Raw genomic sequence first — 17,590 nt, forward strand, 5'->3', positions numbered from 1 at the left:
GGAGGACGCCCTAGGTTGACCGTATGACCGAGGTGACGCTTTCCGCGGGAGTGGTGGAGTACGAGGACACCGGGGGCGACGGGCCCGTGGTGGTCCTGCTGCACGGGGTGGCGATGAACGGCTCGCTCTGGCGTCACGTCGTCGACGGGCTGCGCTCGGACTACAGGTGCGTCGTGCCCACGCTGCCGCTGGGAGCCCACCGCAGGCCGATGCGCCCGGACGCCGATCTGACGGTGCTCGGAGTCGCCCACCTGGTGGCGGAATTCCTGGAGAAGCTGGACCTCCGGGACGTCACCCTGGTGATGAACGACTGGGGCGGGGCGCAGGCCCTCGTCGCGGACGGCCGGGACCAGCGGATCGGCAGGCTGGTGATCACGTCCTGCGAGGCGTTCGACAACTTTCCGCCGGGGCTGCCCGGCCGCAATCTGTACGCCGCGGCCAAGGCGCCCGGCGGCCTGCGGCTCGCCTTCGCTCTGCTGAAGTCGAAGCGGATGCGCCGGCTCCCCCTGACGTGGGGATGGATGAGCAAGCGGCCGGTTCCGCACGACGTGATGGACGAGTGGTTCCGGCCGCTGTGGACCTCCGCCGCGATCCGGCGGGACCTGCGGGCGTACGTGCTCGGGGTGCCGCCCGAGGACGAGCTGCTGGCCTGGGCGGAAGCGCTGCGCACGTTCGACCGCCCCGCGCTCGTCGTCTGGGCGACGGAGGACAAGGTCATGCCGATCGCCCACGGCCGGAGGCTGGCGGAGATGCTGCCCAAGGGCGAACTCGTGGAGATCGCCGACAGCTTCACGCTCATCCCCGAGGACCAGCCCCGGCGGCTGAGCGAGGCCGTCAGGTCGTTCGTACCGCTGTCCTGAGCGCGGCCCGGCCGGGTGCGGGAGGTGCGTGTCCGCCCCTCCCGCCCCCGGACAGGAGGGGCCTCAGCTCTCCACGGCCCCGGTGCGGCCGCGCATCCCGAACCCGGCCAGCAGCGCCCCGGCGGCACACAGGACCGCCGTGACGACCACCGCGGCGTGCATGCCGTTCATGAAGGCGTTGCCGCTGCCCTCGATCACGGCGGCCCTCAGCTGGGCCGGCATGTCGGCGGAGACCGGAGAAACGCCCATGGACACGGCGTCCTTGGCCTCTTCGAAGCGGGTCGCCGCCTCGGCCGGGACACCGGCGGAGGTCAGCTCGCCGGTGAGCGTGGACCCCACCTTGCCGCTGATCAGGGAGACCAGCACGGACGTGCCGAGCGCACCGCCGATCTGCAGCGAGGTGGCCTGGAGCCCGCCCGCGACGCCGCCGTCCTTCCGGGGGGCGTTGCCCACGATGGCGTCGGAGGAAGCGGACATCACCATGCCGACGCCCAGACCGATGGCCAGGAACGGCGGCCACATCGCGGTGAACGCCGAATCCGCGTCCCAGGTCAGCATCCACAGGGAGGCCGCCGCCTGGAGGACCATGCCGGCCGGCATGGTCACCCGCGGGCCGAAGCGCTGGGTCAGGGCGGCGCCGAGCGGCGCCGCCACCACGGTGGCCAGGCTGAACGGCAGCGTGCGGACACCGGCCTCGACCGGCGTGAAGCCACGCACGTTCTGCAGGTACAGCATCACGAAGAAGATGACACCGAGCATCACGAAGAAGTTGATCGCGGTGACGAACGTGCCGATGGTCAGCGAACGGTTGCGGAAGAGGCGCATCGGCAGCAGCGGGTGCTCCTGGCGCGTCTCGTACCAGCAGAAGACGGCCAGCACGGCCAGGCCCGCGACGATCGACCCCAGCGTTCCACCGGAGGTCCAGCCCCACGTCTCCCCCTTGACGACGCCGAAGATCAGGGCGACCAGACCGACGGCGAGCAGGAACACGCCGGGTACGTCGAAGCGGTGGCTCCCCGTGGAGTCCTTGCTCTTCGGAAGGACGAACAGGCTGAAGACCAGGGCGAAGACACCGATGGGGGCGTTGATGTAGAAGACGGACTCCCAGTTGACGTGCTCGATGAGCAGTCCGCCGACGATCGGGCCGAGCGCGGTCGAGCAGGACGCCACCATGGCCCACAGGCCCACGGCCATCCCGAACTTCTGGGGCGGGAAGACCGCGCGCAGCAGACCGAGGGTGTTCGGGATCAGCAGTGCGCCGAAGAGGCCCTGCACGGCACGGAAGGCGATGACGCCCTCGATGGAACCGGAGAGGGCGATAGCGACCGAGGCCAGGGTGAAGCCGACGGTGCCGACCATGTAGACCGTGTGCCGCCCGAAGCGGTCACCGAGCTTGCCGCCCAGGATCAGCAGGGCGGCCATGGCGATCAGATAGGCGTTGGTGACCCACTGCAGGTCGGCGGTGGACGCGTCGAGGTCCCGGCCGATCTCGGGGTTGGCGATCGCGACGACCGAACCGTCGAGGTTGACCATGAACAGGCCGATGGCGACGGCGATCAGCGTCAGCCAGGGATTGGCGCGCCTGCCCCGGGGCAGGTCGGGTGGACTGCTCTCGGGCAGGGCGGAGGTGTCCACGGTGGTGGAGGACATGAGGAAGCCTTGTCTGTGGAACTCGGTACGGAGGAAAGGGACTTCGGGACGGCCGAGGACGCGCCCCGGCTACGACGGCAGCGCCGCGGGCGCGTCGGCGGACCCGGTCACGGCCGGGCCCGGTGGCGGAGTCAGCCGAGGGGGGAGTGGAGGCCCCGGTTCAATGAGGTCAGTGCGCCCAGGGCGGCACCGAGAGCGTCGAGCTCCCCCTCGGTGAGGGTGCGCAGCGCGCCGGCCAGCTGGGCTTCCTTGAGCCCCCGCGCCTCGGCGAGCCGCTGCCGGGCCGTGGCCGTCGGATACAGATGGGCGACCCGCTTGTCGGCCGCGTCCTGCCGGCGTTCCAGCAGGCCCCGGTCGGTGAGCTGGGAGACGAGGGCGCTGACGTTGTTCGGCTTCATCAGCAGGGCTTCGGCCGCGTCCCTGACGGTGATCCCTTCGCGCTCCTCGACGAGGAAGAGCAGCGCCAACTGGCCGTCAGGGAGCCGTGGGTGCGGGAAATCGCGTGCGACCTGCCGCTCCAGACCCCGGTGCAGCGCAGGCAGGGACGCCACGAGCGCGGAGGCTACGTGGTCGATGTCCTGGTCGGGCGCGGTGGGGTCGGGCACGTCCACAGCATAGGTACCGGAAGATAGCTATGTCAACATACCTAAATGTGATGCGGTCCGCCGGGTGGTATATGTGCCGTGAAAAGAGCCCCCGAGGCGCCGCGCACGCGGTCGAGAGAAGGACCGTGGACAAGCCGACGCACTTGATCGAATTCGAGGCGATGCTGCTCGGGCGGCACCTCCAGCCGGGCGCGTCCCGGTCGAGGCGCGGCGGCGGACACCTCGACCGCAGCGCGTACACCCTGCTGAGCCGGATCCGCATGGAAGGCCCGATGTCCATCGGGCAGCTCAGCGACGCCTTCGGCCTCGACGCCTCCACCCTGAACCGGCAGACCGCCGCCATGCTGCGGGCCGGTCTGGTCGAACGCATCCCGGACCCCGAAGGGGGCATCGCCCGCAAGTTCCGCATCACCGGTGCGGGTGAAGACAGTCTCGACGCGGAGCGCGCGGCGAACATCAGCGGCCTGGAGCGGGTCATGGCCGACTGGTCGCCCGACGAGGTCGCGGCCTTCGCCGCGTGTCTCAAGCGCTTCAACGGCGACATCGAGAACCTCGCCGGACGGCCCTGGCCCCGGCCCTGCGTGAAGCGGAGCTGCGGCGGCGCTTAAGAAATCCTCGATGGACCTGCGGTCCGGCGTGCGGCATGGTCTCTGTGACGGCAGCGAGCGGCGGATGACGCGCTCACACGCGCCGTCACCCACCCAGCCACTCCGGGCCGCAGGCTGCCTCCGGCATGCCCCTGCCCGGGTGTTCACCAGGTACCAGGTACAGGGAGCCGCAGCTGTGAAGGCACTCGTGAAGCACAAGGCCGAGCCCGGACTGTGGCTGATGGACGTGCCGGAGCCGGAGACCGGCCCCGGGGACGTGCTGATCAAGGTACTGCGCACCGGGATCTGCGGCACGGACCTGCACATCCGCGACTACGACGGCTGGGCACAGCAGGCCGTGCGCACCCCGCTCGTCCTGGGCCACGAGTTCGTCGGCGAGGTCGCCGGGATCGGCGCGGACGTCGTGGACATCAAGATCGGCGACCTGGTCAGCGGCGAGGGCCACCTGGTCTGCGGGAAGTGCCGCAACTGCCTCGCCGGGCGCCGGCACCTGTGCCGCTCCACCCTCGGGCTCGGGGTCGGCCGCGACGGTGCGTTCGCCGAATACCTGGCGCTGCCCGCGTCGAACGTCTGGGTGCACCGGGACAAGGTCGATCTCGATGTCGCCGCGATCTTCGACCCGTTCGGCAACGCCGTGCACACGGCCCTGTCCTTCCCCCTGGTCGGCGAGGACGTGCTGATCACCGGCGCCGGCCCGATCGGCATCATGGCCGCCGCCGTCGCCCGCCACGCGGGCGCCCGCAACGTCGTCATCACCGACGTGAGCGAGGCGCGGCTCGACCTGGCCAGGAAGGTCGGGGTGGACCTCGCCCTGAACGTCGGCGGCGCGACCGTCGCCGACGGCCAGCGCACCCTCGGCCTGCGTGAAGGCTTCGACATCGGCCTGGAGATGTCCGGACGCCCCGAGGCCATGCGGGACATGATCGCGAACATGACGCACGGCGGCCGGATCGCGATGCTCGGACTGCCGTCCGCCGAGTTCCCCGTCGACTGGTCCCGCGTCGTCACCTCGATGCTCACCATCAAGGGCATCTACGGCCGCGAGATGTACGAGACCTGGTACGCCATGTCCGTACTCCTGGAGGGCGGACTCGACCTCGCCCCCGTCATCACCGGCCGGTACGGCTACCGCGACTTCGAAGCCGCCTTCGACGACGCCGCGAGCGGTCTCGGCGGCAAGGTCCTGCTCGACTGGGCCGCCTGACGCTCTTCGTACGCACCCGTATCCACCTGGGAGACACCCCTGATGTTCGATTCCGTACGCGATGACCTGCGCACCACCCTCGACGAGATCCGCGACGCCGGACTCCAGAAGCCCGAGCGCGTCATCGGCACCCCGCAGTCCGCCACCGTCGCCGTTACCTCCGGGGGCCGCGCCGGTGAGGTCCTCAACTTCTGCGCCAACAACTACCTGGGCCTCGCCGACCACCCCGAGGTCGTCGCCGCCGCCCACGAGGCGCTGGACCGCTGGGGCTACGGGCTCGCGTCCGTCCGCTTCATCTGCGGCACCCAGGAGGTGCACAAGGAGCTGGAGCAGCGGCTCTCGGCCTTCCTCGGCCAGGAGGACACGATCCTCTACTCCTCCTGCTTCGACGCCAACGGCGGAGTCTTCGAGACCCTCCTCGGCCCCGAGGACGCGGTGATCTCCGACGCCCTCAACCACGCCTCGATCATCGACGGCATCCGCCTCTCCAAGGCGAAGCGCCACCGCTACGCCAACCGCGACATGGCCGACCTGGAGCAGCAGCTCAAGGAGGCCTCCGGGGCCCGCCGCCGCCTCGTCGTCACCGACGGCGTCTTCTCCATGGACGGGTACGTCGCCCCGCTGGCCGAGATCTGCGACCTCGCCGACCGCTACGACGCCATGGTCATGGTCGACGACTCGCACGCCGTGGGCTTCGTCGGCCCCGGCGGCCGGGGCACCCCCGAGCTGCACGGCGTCATGGACCGCGTCGACATCGTCACCGGCACGCTCGGCAAGGCGCTCGGCGGCGCGTCCGGCGGTTACGTCGCGGCGCGCGCCGAGATCGTCGCGCTGCTGCGCCAGCGCTCGCGCCCGTACCTCTTCTCCAACTCGCTCGCCCCGGTCATCGCCGCCGCCTCCCTCAAGGTCATCGACCTGCTGGAGTCCGCGGGCGACCTGCGCGAGCGGCTGAACGCCAACACCGCGCTCTTCCGCTCCCGGATGACCGAGGAGGGCTTCGACATCCTGCCCGGCGACCACGCCATCGCTCCCGTCATGATCGGGGACGCGGCGAAGGCAGGCCGGATGGCGGAGCTGCTCCTCGAGCGCGGTGTGTACGTGATCGGGTTCTCGTACCCGGTCGTCCCGCAGGGGGCCGCGCGCATCCGCGTCCAGCTCTCCGCCGCCCACTCCACGGACGACGTCAACCGCGCCGTGGACGCGTTCGTCGACGCCCGGGCCGCCCTGGAGGCGTAGAACCGTCTCACGATCTGGGATCATGGGCGCATGATCGATGCACGGCGGCTGCGCATCCTCCGTGCGGTGGCGGACCACCGCACGGTGACGGCCGCGGCCGCCGCGCTGTATCTGACCCCCTCCGCGGTCTCCCAGCAGCTCGCCGCCCTGGAGCAGGAGACCGGCCACCGGCTGGTCGAGCGCGGGGCGCGGGGGGCCCGGCTGACCGTGGCGGGGGAGATCCTGCTGACCCACGCCAACGCGGTCCTCGCCCAGCTGGAGCGGGCGGAGGCGGAGCTCGCCGACTACAGCGCGGGCGTCGCGGGGACGGTCACCGTCGCCGCGTTCGCCACGGGGATCGGGCTCGTCCTCGCCCCCGCGATCGCCGAACTCACCCGCACGGCCCCGGGCATCCGGGTCCGGGTGCAGGACGCCGAGGGCGACGCCAGCGTGCCGATGGTGCTGGACCGGCAGGCCGATGTGGCGGTCGCCGTCGAATACCGGGGCGCGCCCGGTGACGACGACCGGCGGCTGACCCGGGTGCCGCTGTACTCCGAGCCCTTCGACGCGGTGCTGCCGGTCGGCCACCGTCTCGCGGGCCAGGACCACGTCGCCGTCGCCGATCTCGCCAAGGACGCGTGGATCGGCCCGTACCCCGGCAACCCCTGCCACGACGTGGTGGTCCTGGCCTGCGAGTACGCCGGCTTCGAGCCCCAGCTGGAGCACTCGTCGGACGACTTCCACGCCGTCGTCGCCCTGGCCGGAGCGGGCGCCGGGGTGGCGCTCGTGCCCCGCTCGGCGCTGCGCGGCACGGAGCTCGGCAGGGTCGTCGTACGTCCCGTGGAGGGCGCCGCCCCGACCCGGCGGGTCTTCGCCGCCGTACGCCAGGGGGCCGAGGGGCACCCCCTGATCAGGCCGGTCCTGGAAGCACTGCGCGCGGCGGCCGGGCCGGCGTGACGTCCCGGGCGGGCCGTCACGCGGGCTGCAGCAGGTCCCACCGGTTGCCGTAGAGGTCCTCGAACACCGCGACGGAGCCGTACGTCTCGTGCCTCGGCTCCTCCAGGAAGCGGACCCCGGCGGCCCGCATCCGCTCGTGATCGCCCGCGAAGTCCTCCGTGTGCAGGAAGAAACCGACCCGGCCGCCCGTCTGCGCCCCGACGCTCGCGAGCTGCGCCTCGTCCTTGGCGCGCGCCAGCAGCAGCCCCGTGCCCGTGGTGCCGCGCGGCCGCACGACGACCCAGCGGGAGCCGTCGCCGCGGTCCGTGTCCTCCACCAGCTCGAACCCGAGGGCGCCGGTGTAGAAGGAGAGGGCCTCGTCGTAGTCGCGGACGACCAGCGTGACCAGGGCGATGTGAGACATGGGGACCTCGTCCTCGACGTACGGACACTGACTGAGTTATACGTAACACTAACGTGCCCCGGTCCCGTGCGGGGACAATGCCCGCCATGGACACGATCGACCTCGCCGCGCTGGCGGACCGCGCCCGGGACCTCGCCGCCGGGGGGCACCGCCGCATCCTCGGCATCGCGGGTGCGCCCGGAGCCGGGAAGTCCACGCTGGCCGCCCGGATCGTCGAACGGCTCGAAGGCCGTGCGGTCCTCGTCCCGATGGACGGTTTCCACCTGGCGGGGGCGGAGCTGGTACGTCTCGGCCGGGCCGGCCGCAAGGGCGCCCCCGACACCTTCGACGCCGCCGGGTACGCCGCCCTGCTCCGGCGGCTGCGCGACCCCGGGGGCCGGGACCCGGTGTACGCGCCCGCCTTCGACCGGGCGCTGGAGGAGCCGGTCGCGGGCTCCGTGCGCGTCCCGGCGGACATCCCGCTCGTCGTGACCGAGGGAAACTACCTGCTGCTGGACGAGGGGCCCTGGGCGCAGGTGCGCGGACTGCTGGACGAGGTGTGGTTCCTCGACGCCGACCCGGGGCTGCGGGTGCGCAGGCTCGTGGACCGGCACGTGCGCTTCGGGAAGCCGCGTGACCACGCCGAGCGCTGGGTCGCCGGCTCCGACGAGCGCAACGCCCGGCTGGTCGAGCGCCACCGCGACCGCGCCGACCTGGTCGTGCGGCTTCGCTGAGCGGGGCGCGGGAGGGGGCGGTGGTGCCGCCCTGTCCAGGCCGCGCGCGGCTGCCGGTCGCTGCGCGCTATCCGGCGTCGCGCGGCGACAGCCGCCGTGTGATCCGGTCGAACAGCTCCGTCAGCGGCTCGCCGACATCCCGGCCGAACTCGGTCAGCCCGTAGGTGACCTGGGGCGGTGTCGTCGGTTCGACCTCCCGCCAGACCAGGCCGTCCTGGACCAGTGCGCGCAGGGTCTGGGCGAGCATCTTCTCGCTGATGCCCTGGATGCTCTCGCGCAGCTCGTAGAACCGGAGGCTGTTGCTCCGCAAGGAGATCAGCACCCAGACGCCCCACCTGCTGGTCACATGGTCGACCACGTCACGGGCTACGCAGTCCGTGTGAAACACGTCATACCGTCTGCCTGGCTCGACCTGCCTGCGCTGCACACCTTCCACCATGTCATGAGCTTACCTTGAGGTATGTCCTTACCAAAAGTTAGCCGCGCTCCTAGCGTCGAGCCCACAGAAGGCATCTGACGAGGAGCTGACCATGATCGTAGTGACCGGGGCCACCGGAAACATCGGCCGTCCGTTGACGCAGGCACTGGCCGAGGCGGGCCGGCAGGTGACGGCGGTGTCGCGGCACACGGCGGCGGTGCCGAACGGCGTCCGCCACGTGGTGGCCGACCTCACCGAGCCGGCCGGCCTCAAGCCGGCGCTGGCCGGGGCGGAAGAGCTGTTCCTGCTGCTCTCCGGCGACCTGCACGCCACCGGGGCCAACCCTGCCGACATCATCGGCGAAGCCGCTGCCGCCGGCGTCCGCCGGGTCGTCCTGCTGTCCACGCTGGGTGTGGTGACCAGGCCCTCGGGCCGGACGCGGATCGCGATGCGCGCCCTGGAGGACATGCTGCGGGAGTCCGGCCTTGAGTGGGTCATCCTGCGGCCGGGCGGCTTCGCCTCCAACGCCCTGTGGTGGGCCGAGTCCGTCCGCACGCGACAGGCCGTCGCCGCGCCCTTCGGCGACGTCGGGGTGCCGGTCATCGACCCGGCGGACATCGCCGCCGTCGCGGCGGCCTGCCTGCTGGACGAGCGGCACACCGGCGGCGTGTACGAGCTGACAGGTCCGGAGGTGATCACTCCACGCCTGCAGACGGAGGCGATCGCCACCGCGCTGGGCTCACCCGTGCGGTTTCACGAGCTCACCCGCGACGAGGCCAGGACCGCCATGAGCCGGAGCATGCCGGCGGAGCTCGCCGACGACACCCTGGACATCCTCGGCTCTCCGAACCCGGCCGAGCTGCGCGTCAGCCCGGACGTCCAGCGGATACTCGGCCGCGCTCCGCGTCCCTTCGCCGACTGGGCAGCCCGCAACGTCGACGCGTTCCGCTGAATCATGTGCATCCGCACGGCCGGTCCGGGCCGCACCTGACCCGCCGGCGTACGGCTTCGTCGGGCCGGGCGCGGCACACCCGGAATCCTGCTCGCGTCCGCCCCGGCGGCCGGGCAGGATGCTGTGTGCCGCGTCGCCCCGCCAGGAGGTCCCATGTCCAGCACCGACCAGCCCCTGCCCTTCACCGCCGACGACTACCGGGCCAGGATGACCCGCGCCGCCGAGACGGCCGACGCGGCGGGCCTGGCCGGCGTGCTCGTCGCGCCCGGCCCCGACATGGTCCACCTCACCGGCTACCGGCCGACCGCGGACACCGAGCGCCTCACCCTGCTCGTCCTGCGGGCGGGCCACGAACCCGTCCTCGTCGTACCGGCCCTGGAGGCGGCCGACGCGGAACGCGCGCCGGGTTCCCCCGCCCTGGCCCTGCGGGAGTGGACCGACGCGGCGAACCCCTACACCCTGACCGCCGGACTGCTGCACGCCAAGGGCCGGTTCGGGATCAGCGACAACGCCTGGGCGCTGCATCTGCTGGCCCTGCGCAAGCTCCTCCCCGACTCCTCGTACGCCTCGCTCACGGAAGCCCTGCCGATGCTGCGGGCGGTCAAGGACGCGGCCGAACTGGAGCGGCTCGCCGCCGCGGGGGCCGCCGCCGACGCGACGTACGAGGAGATCCTGAAGGTCCGCTTCTCCGGCCGGCGGGAGAGCGACGTGGCTGCTGATCTGGCCGCCCTGCTCACAGAACACGGGCACTCCCAGGTCGACTTCACCGTGGTCGGCTCCGGCCCGAACGGTGCCAACCCGCACCACGAGGCGGGCCACCGCACCATCGAAGGGGGCGACATGGTCGTCCTGGACTTCGGCGGGCTGATGCACGGCTACGGCTCCGACACCTCCCGCACGGTCCATGTCGGCGAACCCACTGCCGAGGAACAGCGGGTCCACGACGTCGTACGGGAGGCGCAGGAGGCCGGCTGCCGTGCGGTCCGGCCCGGGGTCGCCTGCCAGGAGATCGACCGTGCGGCCCGTGCCGTCATCACGGAGTTCGGCTACGGCGAACGCTTCATCCACCGCACCGGCCACGGCATCGGCGTCACCACCCATGAACCGCCCTACATGATCGAGGGCGAGGAGCAGCCGCTCGTCCCCGGGATGTGCTTCTCCGTCGAGCCGGGCGTCTACCTCCCGGGCCGCTTCGGCGTCCGCATCGAGGACATCGTCACGGTCACGGAGAGCGGAGGCAGGCGACTGAACACCACCGCGCGTGAACTGGCGGTCGTCGAGTAGCGGTTCCAGCCGCCGGGGCCGGGTCCGGGCCCCGGCGCGGTCCCGGCGGACCGCCCTCGCTCACGCGGGCCGAGCGGGGCGCGTGACCTCCCAGGCCGCCTCGATCATCCGGAAGATCTCGTCCACCGCTCCATCCGGATCGGCCGCCTCGCGGGCCAGCGCATGGGCGTCGACCACGAACCGCGCGATCGTCCGGCTCGCCGTCGTGCCCCGCGACAGTCCGGGACCGGCGGCGATGGCCGTCGCCAGCGTCTCCGCGTGGCGCAGCCTCATCGACTCCTCGTACTTCCGCAGAGCGGGCGACCCGTCGATCATGCGCCAGATCGTCGCGCCGCCGGGCGCCGTGCAGTGCCGCACCATCGCCTGGATCTCGCGGCGCAGAGCAGGGATGAGCGGCTCGTGCGGGGCCCGGCCGGTGACCGCCCGCGTGAGGCGTTGCTCGAAGTCCTCGTCCTGCTCGAAGACCAGGGCCTCCTTCGAGGCGAAGTGGGAGAAGAGCGTGGTGACGGCCACGTCGGCCTCGGCGGCCACCTCACGGATGCCCACCGCGTCGTAACCGCGTTCCAGGAAGAGCCGCAGGGCGGCGTCGGCGATCTTCTGGCGGGTCGCGGCTTTCTTGCGCTCACGGCGCCCGGGGGGCTCGGTCATGCCCGCACGCTATCAGCTAGGAAACCATAACCGTTTCAAAACACTAACCGTTAGTGTTACGGTCCACCGCATGAAGAAAGTGAGCTTCGCCGAGTTCGGCGGCCCGGACGTCCTGCACCTCGTCGATGCCGAGGAGCCCCATGCGGGCCCCGGCCGGATACGCGTCGCCGTGCGGGCGGCGGGCGTGAATCCCGTCGACTGGCGGGTCCGTGAGGGCCAGATGCTGAAGGCCCATCCGATCGAACTGCCCGCCGGGGTCGGGCTGGACGCCGCCGGGGTGGTGGACGAGGTCGGCGAGGGCGTCGAGGGGGTCGAGGTCGGCGAGCCCGTCTTCGGCGAGGGCTCCAGCACCTACGCCGAGTTCGCCGTCCTGTCGGCCTGGGCCCGTATGCCCGAGGGGCTGACGTTCCAGGAGGCCGCCGGGTACCCCTCCGTGGTCGAGACCGCGCTGCGCGTCCTCCGCGAGGTCGGCGTGCGGCCCGGGGAGACGCTGCTCGTCAGCGGTGCCTCCGGGGGAGTCGGGTCGGCGGTGCTGCAGATCGCCCGCGACCGCGGCATCGCGGTGATCGGTACCGCCGGGGCCGCCAACCAGGACTATCTGCGGAGCCTGGGCGCCCTCGCCACGACGTACGGCGACGGCTGGGCCGAGCGGGTGCGGCAGCTCGGCCGTGTCGACGCGGCGCTCGACCTGGCCGGCTCGGGCGTGGTCCGCGAGCTCGTCGGGCTGACCGGGGACCCGCGGAAGGTGATCTCCATCGCCGATCTCGACGCACCGGCGCTCGGTGTCCGGTTCTCCGGGGTGGCCGGGAGCGTGCCGGACGCGCTCGCCGAGGCCGTCCGTCTCATCTCGCTGGGGAAGCTCCACATCCCGGTCGAGAGGTCCTACACGCTCGCCGAGGCCGCGGCGGCGCACATCGACAGCCAGGCCGGTCACTCGCGCGGGCGCCGGGTCATGGTCGTCTGAGCCCCCCACCCGGCCGCACGGGCTCGCGAGGGGGAAACCCCTTGTCCGGAGGGCGAGTTGCCCGGCGCCTGAGGCGGAAGCGCCCTCGGGGTCGTAGGATCCGTACGCTCCTCGCACCGGCGGGGAGCGTACGAGGGGGGACACCGGATGGCCGGCATTCTGACGTTGAGTCACCCGAGGCGACAGGAAGGCGTCGCTCCCGAGCCGGTCGCCCGCAAGATCGACCTCTTCGTCAAGCCGGGGCCGCCCCGGACCGTGGCCCACGTGGAACGGGAGCTGCCGCCGGGTGGCGTGCCCGCCTATCTCGCGGCCCGGGGCAGCGGCGCGCGCTCCTTCGTCCTGTGGGCGGACGAGTACCGCGCGGCACGGGCCGCCACCGTGGTGACCGTCTCCTGCGGGAAGGGGACCTCGGTGTATCAGGTACTCGGCGCGCAGGGCGAACTCCTGTGCACCGTCGTACGCGAGAAGGCGTTGAGGAGGGGGCTGCGCGTCCGGTGGACGGTGAGCCGGCCCGGCGCACCCGACGCGGTGGGGTACAAGGGCCGGATCTTCTGGTGGTGCGTGTGGTGGCTGTTCTCGCCCCTGCTGCCGTTCCTCCTCGTGGGGGCCGTGTTCGGTGGCGACGTTCCTCGTGGACCGGGCCGCATCGTCTGGCGCGAGGGCGGCCGGGTGCCCCTGGAGTTCAAGGCGCACGGAAACCAGCTGCATCTCCAGGAGGCCTTCCTGGACCCGCGGTCGGGGGCCGCCGTACTGGCCCTGGTCCGCTCCTTCGACGGCGCTCTGAACTCATGGGACCGGGGCAAGGTCTGACGGCCGCCCGCAGGGGGCGCGGCCTCAGTCGTCGGCCAGCACCACGCACGACTCCGGCGGCAGGCGCAGCACCCCGTCGCCACCCGGGGCCTCGGCCGGCTCCCAGGCGGCCAGCACCCTGCCCCCGGGCGCACGGTGGCGGCCGGCCCCCAGCGGGATGGCGGCGGGCTTCGCGGACAGGTTGACCGCGATCCGCAGGTCGCCACGCCGGTAGGCGATCCAGCGGGCCTCCTCGTCGTACGCCGTCCGCACCGACGCCAGATCCGGATCGGAGAGGTCCGGCAGCGCGCGGCGCAAGGCGGTCAGCTCGCGGTACCAGGCGAGCAGCCGGGCGTGGGGCTCGCGCTCCGGTTCGCTCCAGTCGAGGCACGAGCGGGCCCTGGTGCCCGGGTCCTGCGGATCGGGGATGTCCTCCTCGGCCCAGCCGTGCGCCGCGAACTCCCGCCGCCTGCCGTCGCGCACGGCGCGGGCCAGCTCCGGGTCGGTGTGGTCGGTGAAGAACTGCCACGGGGTGCGGGCGCCCCACTCCTCGCCCATGAAGAGCATCGGGGTGAACGGCCCGGTGAGCACGAGCGCCGCGGCGCACGCCTGGAGCCCGGGGGAGAGCCCGGCGGCGAGCCGGTCACCGAGGGCACGGTTGCCGATCTGGTCATGGGTCTGGGCGTAGCCCACGAAACGGTGGGCGGGCGTCCGCGTGACGTCGACCGGGCGGCCGTGCGTGCGGCCCCGGAAGCTGGAGTACGTACCGTTGTGGAAGAACGCCCTGGTCACGGTCTTGGCGAGGGCCGCCAGCGGGGCGGCCGCGAAGTCGGCGTAGTAACCCTGGGACTCACCGGTGAGCGCGGTGTGCAGGGCGTGGTGGAAGTCGTCGTTCCACTGGGCGTGCAGCCCGGTGCCGCCCTCCGTGCGCGGAGTGGTCGTCCGCGGGTCGCAGAGATCGGACTCCGCGATCAGCCCGAGCGGTCTGCCGAGCTCCGAGGCGAGGGCGTCGACGGCCGTGGAGAGCTCCTCCAGGAAGGTGAGCGCCCTGCCGTCGGCCAGCGCGTGGACGGCGTCCAGGCGCAGGCCGTCCAGCCGGTAGTCCCGCAGCCAGGCGAGCGCACTGCCCAGCAGGTAGGCGCGCACCTCGTCCGAGCCGGGGGCGTCGAGATTGACGGCCGAACCCCAGGGGGTGTGGTGCGTGTCCGTGAAGTACGGGCCGAAGGCCGGGAGGTAGTTGCCCGAGGGGCCCAGGTGGTTGTGGACCACGTCCAGGACGACCGCGAGCCCCAGACCGTGCGCCGTGTCGACAAAGCGCTTCAGTCCCTCCGGGCCGCCGTACGGCTCGTGCACCGCCCAGAGGGACACTCCTTCGTACCCCCAGCCGTGGGTTCCAGGGAACGGGCAGACGGGCATCAGCTCCACATGGGTGATGCCGAGGTCCACGAGGTGTCCGAGCCGCTCGGCCGCGGCGTCGAAGGTGCCCGCCTCGGTGAACGTGCCGATGTGCAGCTCGTAGAGGACGGCGCCCGGCATCCCGCGCCCGGCCCAGACGGTACGCCAGGCGTGGGCGCCGTGGTCGACGACCGCGCTCTCGCCGTCGGGCCCGTCCGGCTGGCGGCGGGAGCGCGGATCGGGCAGCACGGGGCCGCCGTCGAGCGAGAACCCGTAACGGTCCCCGTCCGCCGCCTCGGCCTCCGCGGTCCACCAGCCCGCACGCAGCGGATCCCGCTCCATCGGCCGGCGGCCGCCCGCCACGCACAGCGCGGCGGAATCGGCCTCGGGGGCCCACACCTCGAACTGCATCCAGCACTCCTCGTCCATGAACCTGACGCCTCGCCGGAGGCCCCACGATCGGCGGAATTCGCACGCACGGCCCCAGGACACTGGAACGAGCCCGTAACTGGCGATTAGGGTCTGGTCCTGATCATTGCCCTACTGGGTTCTGCTCATTCGCGGCGAGCCCGGGTAGTACCCCCGAGGTCCCTCCTACGGCTGCTGGAGGCCGAGATGACCGTGCCGACCTTCCCACCCGGCTTCCTCTGGGGTGCCTCCGCCTCCGCCTTCCAGACGGAAGGGGCCTTCGACGCCGACGGCAAGGGTCCCTCCGGCTGGGACGCCTTCGCCGCACAGCCCGGCCGGATCAAGGACGGCACCGACACCACCCGGGGCACCGGCTTCCACGAGCACTACCGCGAGGACGTCGCCCTGCTCGCCGGACTCGGCGCGGACGCCTTCCGCTTCTCCATCAGCTGGCCCCGTGTCGTACCGGGCGGCAGCGGCGCGCTCAACCCGGCGGGACTGGACTTCTACGACCGCCTCGTCGACGAACTCTGCGCCCACGGCATCACCCCCGCCCCCACGCTCTACCACTGGGACACGCCGCTCCCGCTGGACGAGGCGGGCGGCTGGCTCAACCGGGACACCGCCTACCGCTTCGCCGAGTACGCGGGCATCGTCGCCGAACGCCTCGCCGACCGGGTCCCCATGTGGATCACCATCAACGAACCGGCCGAGGTCACCATGCTGGGCTACGCGCTCGGGGAGCACGCCCCGGGCCGCACGCTCCTCTTCGACGCCCTGCCGGCCGCCCACCACCAGCTGCTCGCGCACGGACTGGCCGTACGGGCGCTGCGCGCCGCCGGAGCCGGCAACATCGGCATCGCGCTCTCCCACTCACCCGTGTGGACGGCGGGGGACTCGGACGAAGACCGCATGGGCGCTGAGCTCTACGACACCCTGACCAACTGGCTGTTCGCCGACCCGGTCCTCACCGGCCGCTACCCCGACGAGGGCTTCGCCGCGCTGATGCCGGGGCCCGTCGAGGACGACCTCAAGGTCATCTCGGCGCCCCTCGACTGGTACGGCGTCAACTACTACAACCCGACGCTCGTCGGCGCCCCGCGCCCCGAAGCTCTCGGCTCCTTCTCCGGCTACACCATGCCCGAGGGACTTCCCTTCGGCATCAGGGAGATCGAGGGCTACGACACCACCGACTTCGGCTGGCCGGTCGTCCCCGAGGGGCTCGCCGAGACCCTCGGGCAGCTGAGGGACCGCTTCGGCGACCGGCTGCCGCCCGTCTACATCACGGAGAACGGCTGCGCCGTCGACGAGCCCGTCGCCGACGGCCGCCGCATCGCCTTCCTGGAAGGGCACCTGGAGGCGCTGCGTACGGCCATCGACGCGGGCGTCGACGTGCGCGGCTACTTCACCTGGTCGCTCACCGACAACGTCGAATGGACCGAGGGCGCCAGCAAGCGGTTCGGCCTGGTCCACATCGACTACGAGACGCTGCGCCGCACGCCCAAGGAGTCGTACGCCTGGTACCGCGACGTGATCAGCGCCCAGCGCACCGGGGGCTCGCAGGGCACGGCGCTCACACCAGGTGGACACGCTCCTGCGTGATGCGGTGACCGGCCCGGGCGAACGCGGCCGCCATCGGCGTGTTGCTCCGGTCCGTCGCCCCCGCGACGGACGTCGCGCCCTCGGCCGCCAGGAAGCGGGTGCACTCGACGAGCAGGTCGTAGCCGTAGCCGTGACCACGATGCTCCGGTACGACCCCGATGAAGCCGATGCAGGGCCCGCCCGGGTTGCGGGCCGGCACATGGATGCCCGCCAGGCTCCCGTCCGGGGTGTAGGCGAGCTGCCACCAGGAGCGGGGCGACGGGCACCAGTGGAAGAAGTCCAGCTCCTCCTGGGCGGCCTGCTCCAGACCACCCGGGCCCTCGATGGTGCGCCGGGCGTGGGCGTCCAGCGTCTCGGAGTGGACCCGGCGCAGGACCTCCAGGACCACCGCGTCGTCGGGCTCCTCGCGGAACTCCAGCCGGCCGGGCGGCTCGGGCAGCCCGTCGGCGGGCGTCCACTCGTAGCGGTAGCGCTCGACCAGCGGCCTCATACCGGCGGCCTCGGCCGCCGCGATCCGCGCCGAGGCCGCCGCCCGGACCGCGGGCACGTCCCGCCAGCGGGGCGGCACGATCAGCTCGTACTCGACGGACCACGGGGCACGGCGCAGCAGTTCGGTGCCCGCGGCGTCCTCGCCCTCGGCGAAGTCGAAGTAGTTGAGCAGCACGGGCTCGGTGTCCTCGGGCCCGCCCCACCAGGCCGCCCTGGCGACGACGACGCCGTCGCGCAGGGCCACCCAGGTCCACTCGGGCCGGTACTCGCCGCCCTCGTCGACGGTGGCGTAGCGATGGCCGAACGCGGCTCGGCCGACGAGAGAGGGACCCTGCAGGGAAGCGAAGAGATGTGCGTCGCCCGTGGTGAGCGAACGGATGACCGGAACGGTCATGGTGGTGTCCTCCGGGACTCGGCGCCCCCGGT

Annotated in this window: 18 protein-coding genes; 11 read left to right on the forward strand and 7 right to left on the reverse strand. The window is 72.3% G+C overall.

Annotation, left to right across the window (positions count from 1 at the left end):
- The first annotated feature begins 23 nt into the window (after positions 1-23).
- On the forward strand, positions 24-860 hold the full coding sequence (locus ACIP63_RS26855) for an alpha/beta fold hydrolase (protein ID WP_401520376.1): 837 nt from the start codon (positions 24-26) through the stop codon (positions 858-860).
- A 63-nt stretch (positions 861-923) separates the two neighbouring features.
- Here the strand turns inward: ACIP63_RS26855 and ACIP63_RS26860 are convergent, their stop codons facing one another.
- Complete coding sequence (locus tag ACIP63_RS26860) at positions 924-2,510, reverse strand: MFS transporter (protein ID WP_401520379.1); 1,587 nt, start codon at positions 2,508-2,510, stop codon at positions 924-926.
- A 131-nt stretch (positions 2,511-2,641) separates the two neighbouring features.
- Complete coding sequence (locus ACIP63_RS26865; protein ID WP_401520382.1) at positions 2,642-3,115, reverse strand: MarR family winged helix-turn-helix transcriptional regulator; 474 nt, start codon at positions 3,113-3,115, stop codon at positions 2,642-2,644.
- A 161-nt stretch (positions 3,116-3,276) separates the two neighbouring features.
- Here ACIP63_RS26865 and ACIP63_RS26870 point away from each other — a divergent pair, with 161 nt between their 5' ends.
- The 4 genes from ACIP63_RS26870 to ACIP63_RS26885 all read left to right on the forward strand — a co-directional run bounded on the left by ACIP63_RS26870 (position 3,277) and on the right by ACIP63_RS26885 (position 7,099).
- The gene (locus tag ACIP63_RS26870) at positions 3,277-3,723 is read left to right on the forward strand and encodes a MarR family winged helix-turn-helix transcriptional regulator (RefSeq protein ID WP_401520735.1); all 447 of its coding nucleotides are present in this window, start codon (positions 3,277-3,279) and stop codon (positions 3,721-3,723) included.
- 175 nt (positions 3,724-3,898) lie between these two features.
- Positions 3,899-4,927, forward strand: coding sequence for an L-threonine 3-dehydrogenase (gene tdh / locus ACIP63_RS26875; protein ID WP_401520385.1), 1,029 nt, complete (start codon positions 3,899-3,901; stop codon positions 4,925-4,927).
- Between the two features lie 42 nt (positions 4,928-4,969).
- The gene (locus tag ACIP63_RS26880; protein ID WP_401520387.1) at positions 4,970-6,163 is read left to right on the forward strand and encodes a glycine C-acetyltransferase; all 1,194 of its coding nucleotides are present in this window, start codon (positions 4,970-4,972) and stop codon (positions 6,161-6,163) included.
- A 30-nt stretch (positions 6,164-6,193) separates the two neighbouring features.
- A complete protein-coding gene (locus tag ACIP63_RS26885) occupies positions 6,194-7,099 on the forward strand; it encodes a LysR family transcriptional regulator (protein ID WP_401520390.1) in 906 nt (301 codons plus the stop codon).
- A gap of 16 nt (positions 7,100-7,115) precedes the next feature.
- Here ACIP63_RS26885 and ACIP63_RS26890 read toward each other — a convergent pair whose 3' ends face one another.
- Positions 7,116-7,502 (reverse strand): VOC family protein, encoded by a 387-nt coding sequence (locus ACIP63_RS26890; RefSeq protein ID WP_401520393.1) that lies wholly within the window; start codon positions 7,500-7,502, stop codon positions 7,116-7,118.
- Positions 7,503-7,588: 86 nt separating this feature from the next.
- On the opposite strand from ACIP63_RS26890, the gene ACIP63_RS26895 reads away from it, so the two are divergent.
- The gene (locus tag ACIP63_RS26895; RefSeq protein ID WP_401520395.1) at positions 7,589-8,215 is read left to right on the forward strand and encodes a nucleoside/nucleotide kinase family protein; all 627 of its coding nucleotides are present in this window, start codon (positions 7,589-7,591) and stop codon (positions 8,213-8,215) included.
- Positions 8,216-8,282: 67 nt separating this feature from the next.
- Here the strand turns inward: ACIP63_RS26895 and ACIP63_RS26900 are convergent, their stop codons facing one another.
- Positions 8,283-8,654, reverse strand: coding sequence for a winged helix-turn-helix transcriptional regulator (locus ACIP63_RS26900; RefSeq protein ID WP_401520398.1), 372 nt, complete (start codon positions 8,652-8,654; stop codon positions 8,283-8,285).
- 91 nt (positions 8,655-8,745) lie between these two features.
- Here ACIP63_RS26900 and ACIP63_RS26905 point away from each other — a divergent pair, with 91 nt between their 5' ends.
- Both ACIP63_RS26905 and ACIP63_RS26910 read left to right on the forward strand, forming a co-directional pair.
- A complete protein-coding gene (locus ACIP63_RS26905) occupies positions 8,746-9,585 on the forward strand; it encodes an SDR family oxidoreductase (protein ID WP_401520401.1) in 840 nt (279 codons plus the stop codon).
- 153 nt (positions 9,586-9,738) lie between these two features.
- The gene (locus ACIP63_RS26910) at positions 9,739-10,869 is read left to right on the forward strand and encodes a M24 family metallopeptidase (protein WP_401520404.1); all 1,131 of its coding nucleotides are present in this window, start codon (positions 9,739-9,741) and stop codon (positions 10,867-10,869) included.
- A 60-nt stretch (positions 10,870-10,929) separates the two neighbouring features.
- Here ACIP63_RS26910 and ACIP63_RS26915 read toward each other — a convergent pair whose 3' ends face one another.
- The gene (locus ACIP63_RS26915) at positions 10,930-11,517 is read right to left on the reverse strand and encodes a TetR/AcrR family transcriptional regulator (RefSeq protein ID WP_401520406.1); all 588 of its coding nucleotides are present in this window, start codon (positions 11,515-11,517) and stop codon (positions 10,930-10,932) included.
- Between the two features lie 70 nt (positions 11,518-11,587).
- Between ACIP63_RS26915 and ACIP63_RS26920 the strand changes: the two genes are divergently transcribed.
- On the forward strand, positions 11,588-12,481 hold the full coding sequence (locus ACIP63_RS26920; RefSeq protein WP_401520408.1) for an NADP-dependent oxidoreductase: 894 nt from the start codon (positions 11,588-11,590) through the stop codon (positions 12,479-12,481).
- Positions 12,482-12,628: 147 nt separating this feature from the next.
- A complete protein-coding gene (locus ACIP63_RS26925; protein WP_401520411.1) occupies positions 12,629-13,291 on the forward strand; it encodes a hypothetical protein in 663 nt (220 codons plus the stop codon).
- Positions 13,292-13,315: 24 nt separating this feature from the next.
- On the opposite strand, the gene treZ is transcribed toward ACIP63_RS26925, so the two are convergent.
- Positions 13,316-15,076 carry a malto-oligosyltrehalose trehalohydrolase gene (gene treZ / locus ACIP63_RS26930; RefSeq protein ID WP_401520414.1) on the reverse strand — a complete coding sequence of 587 codons (1,761 nt, stop codon included), beginning with the start codon at positions 15,074-15,076 and terminating at the stop codon, positions 13,316-13,318.
- A gap of 204 nt (positions 15,077-15,280) precedes the next feature.
- Between treZ and ACIP63_RS26935 the strand changes: the two genes are divergently transcribed.
- Positions 15,281-16,675: a GH1 family beta-glucosidase gene (locus ACIP63_RS26935; protein ID WP_401520417.1), complete on the forward strand. Its 1,395-nt coding sequence runs from the start codon at positions 15,281-15,283 to the stop codon at positions 16,673-16,675.
- Here ACIP63_RS26935 and ACIP63_RS26940 read toward each other — a convergent pair.
- A complete protein-coding gene (locus ACIP63_RS26940; protein WP_401520420.1) occupies positions 16,647-17,558 on the reverse strand; it encodes a GNAT family N-acetyltransferase in 912 nt (303 codons plus the stop codon). The two genes, ACIP63_RS26935 and ACIP63_RS26940, sit on opposite strands and share 29 nt — an antisense overlap.
- Positions 17,559-17,590 lie beyond the last annotated feature (32 nt).

The sequence above is a fragment of the Streptomyces sp. NPDC088746 genome, assembly GCF_044751065.1.
GTDB lineage: Bacteria > Actinomycetota > Actinomycetes > Streptomycetales > Streptomycetaceae > Streptomyces.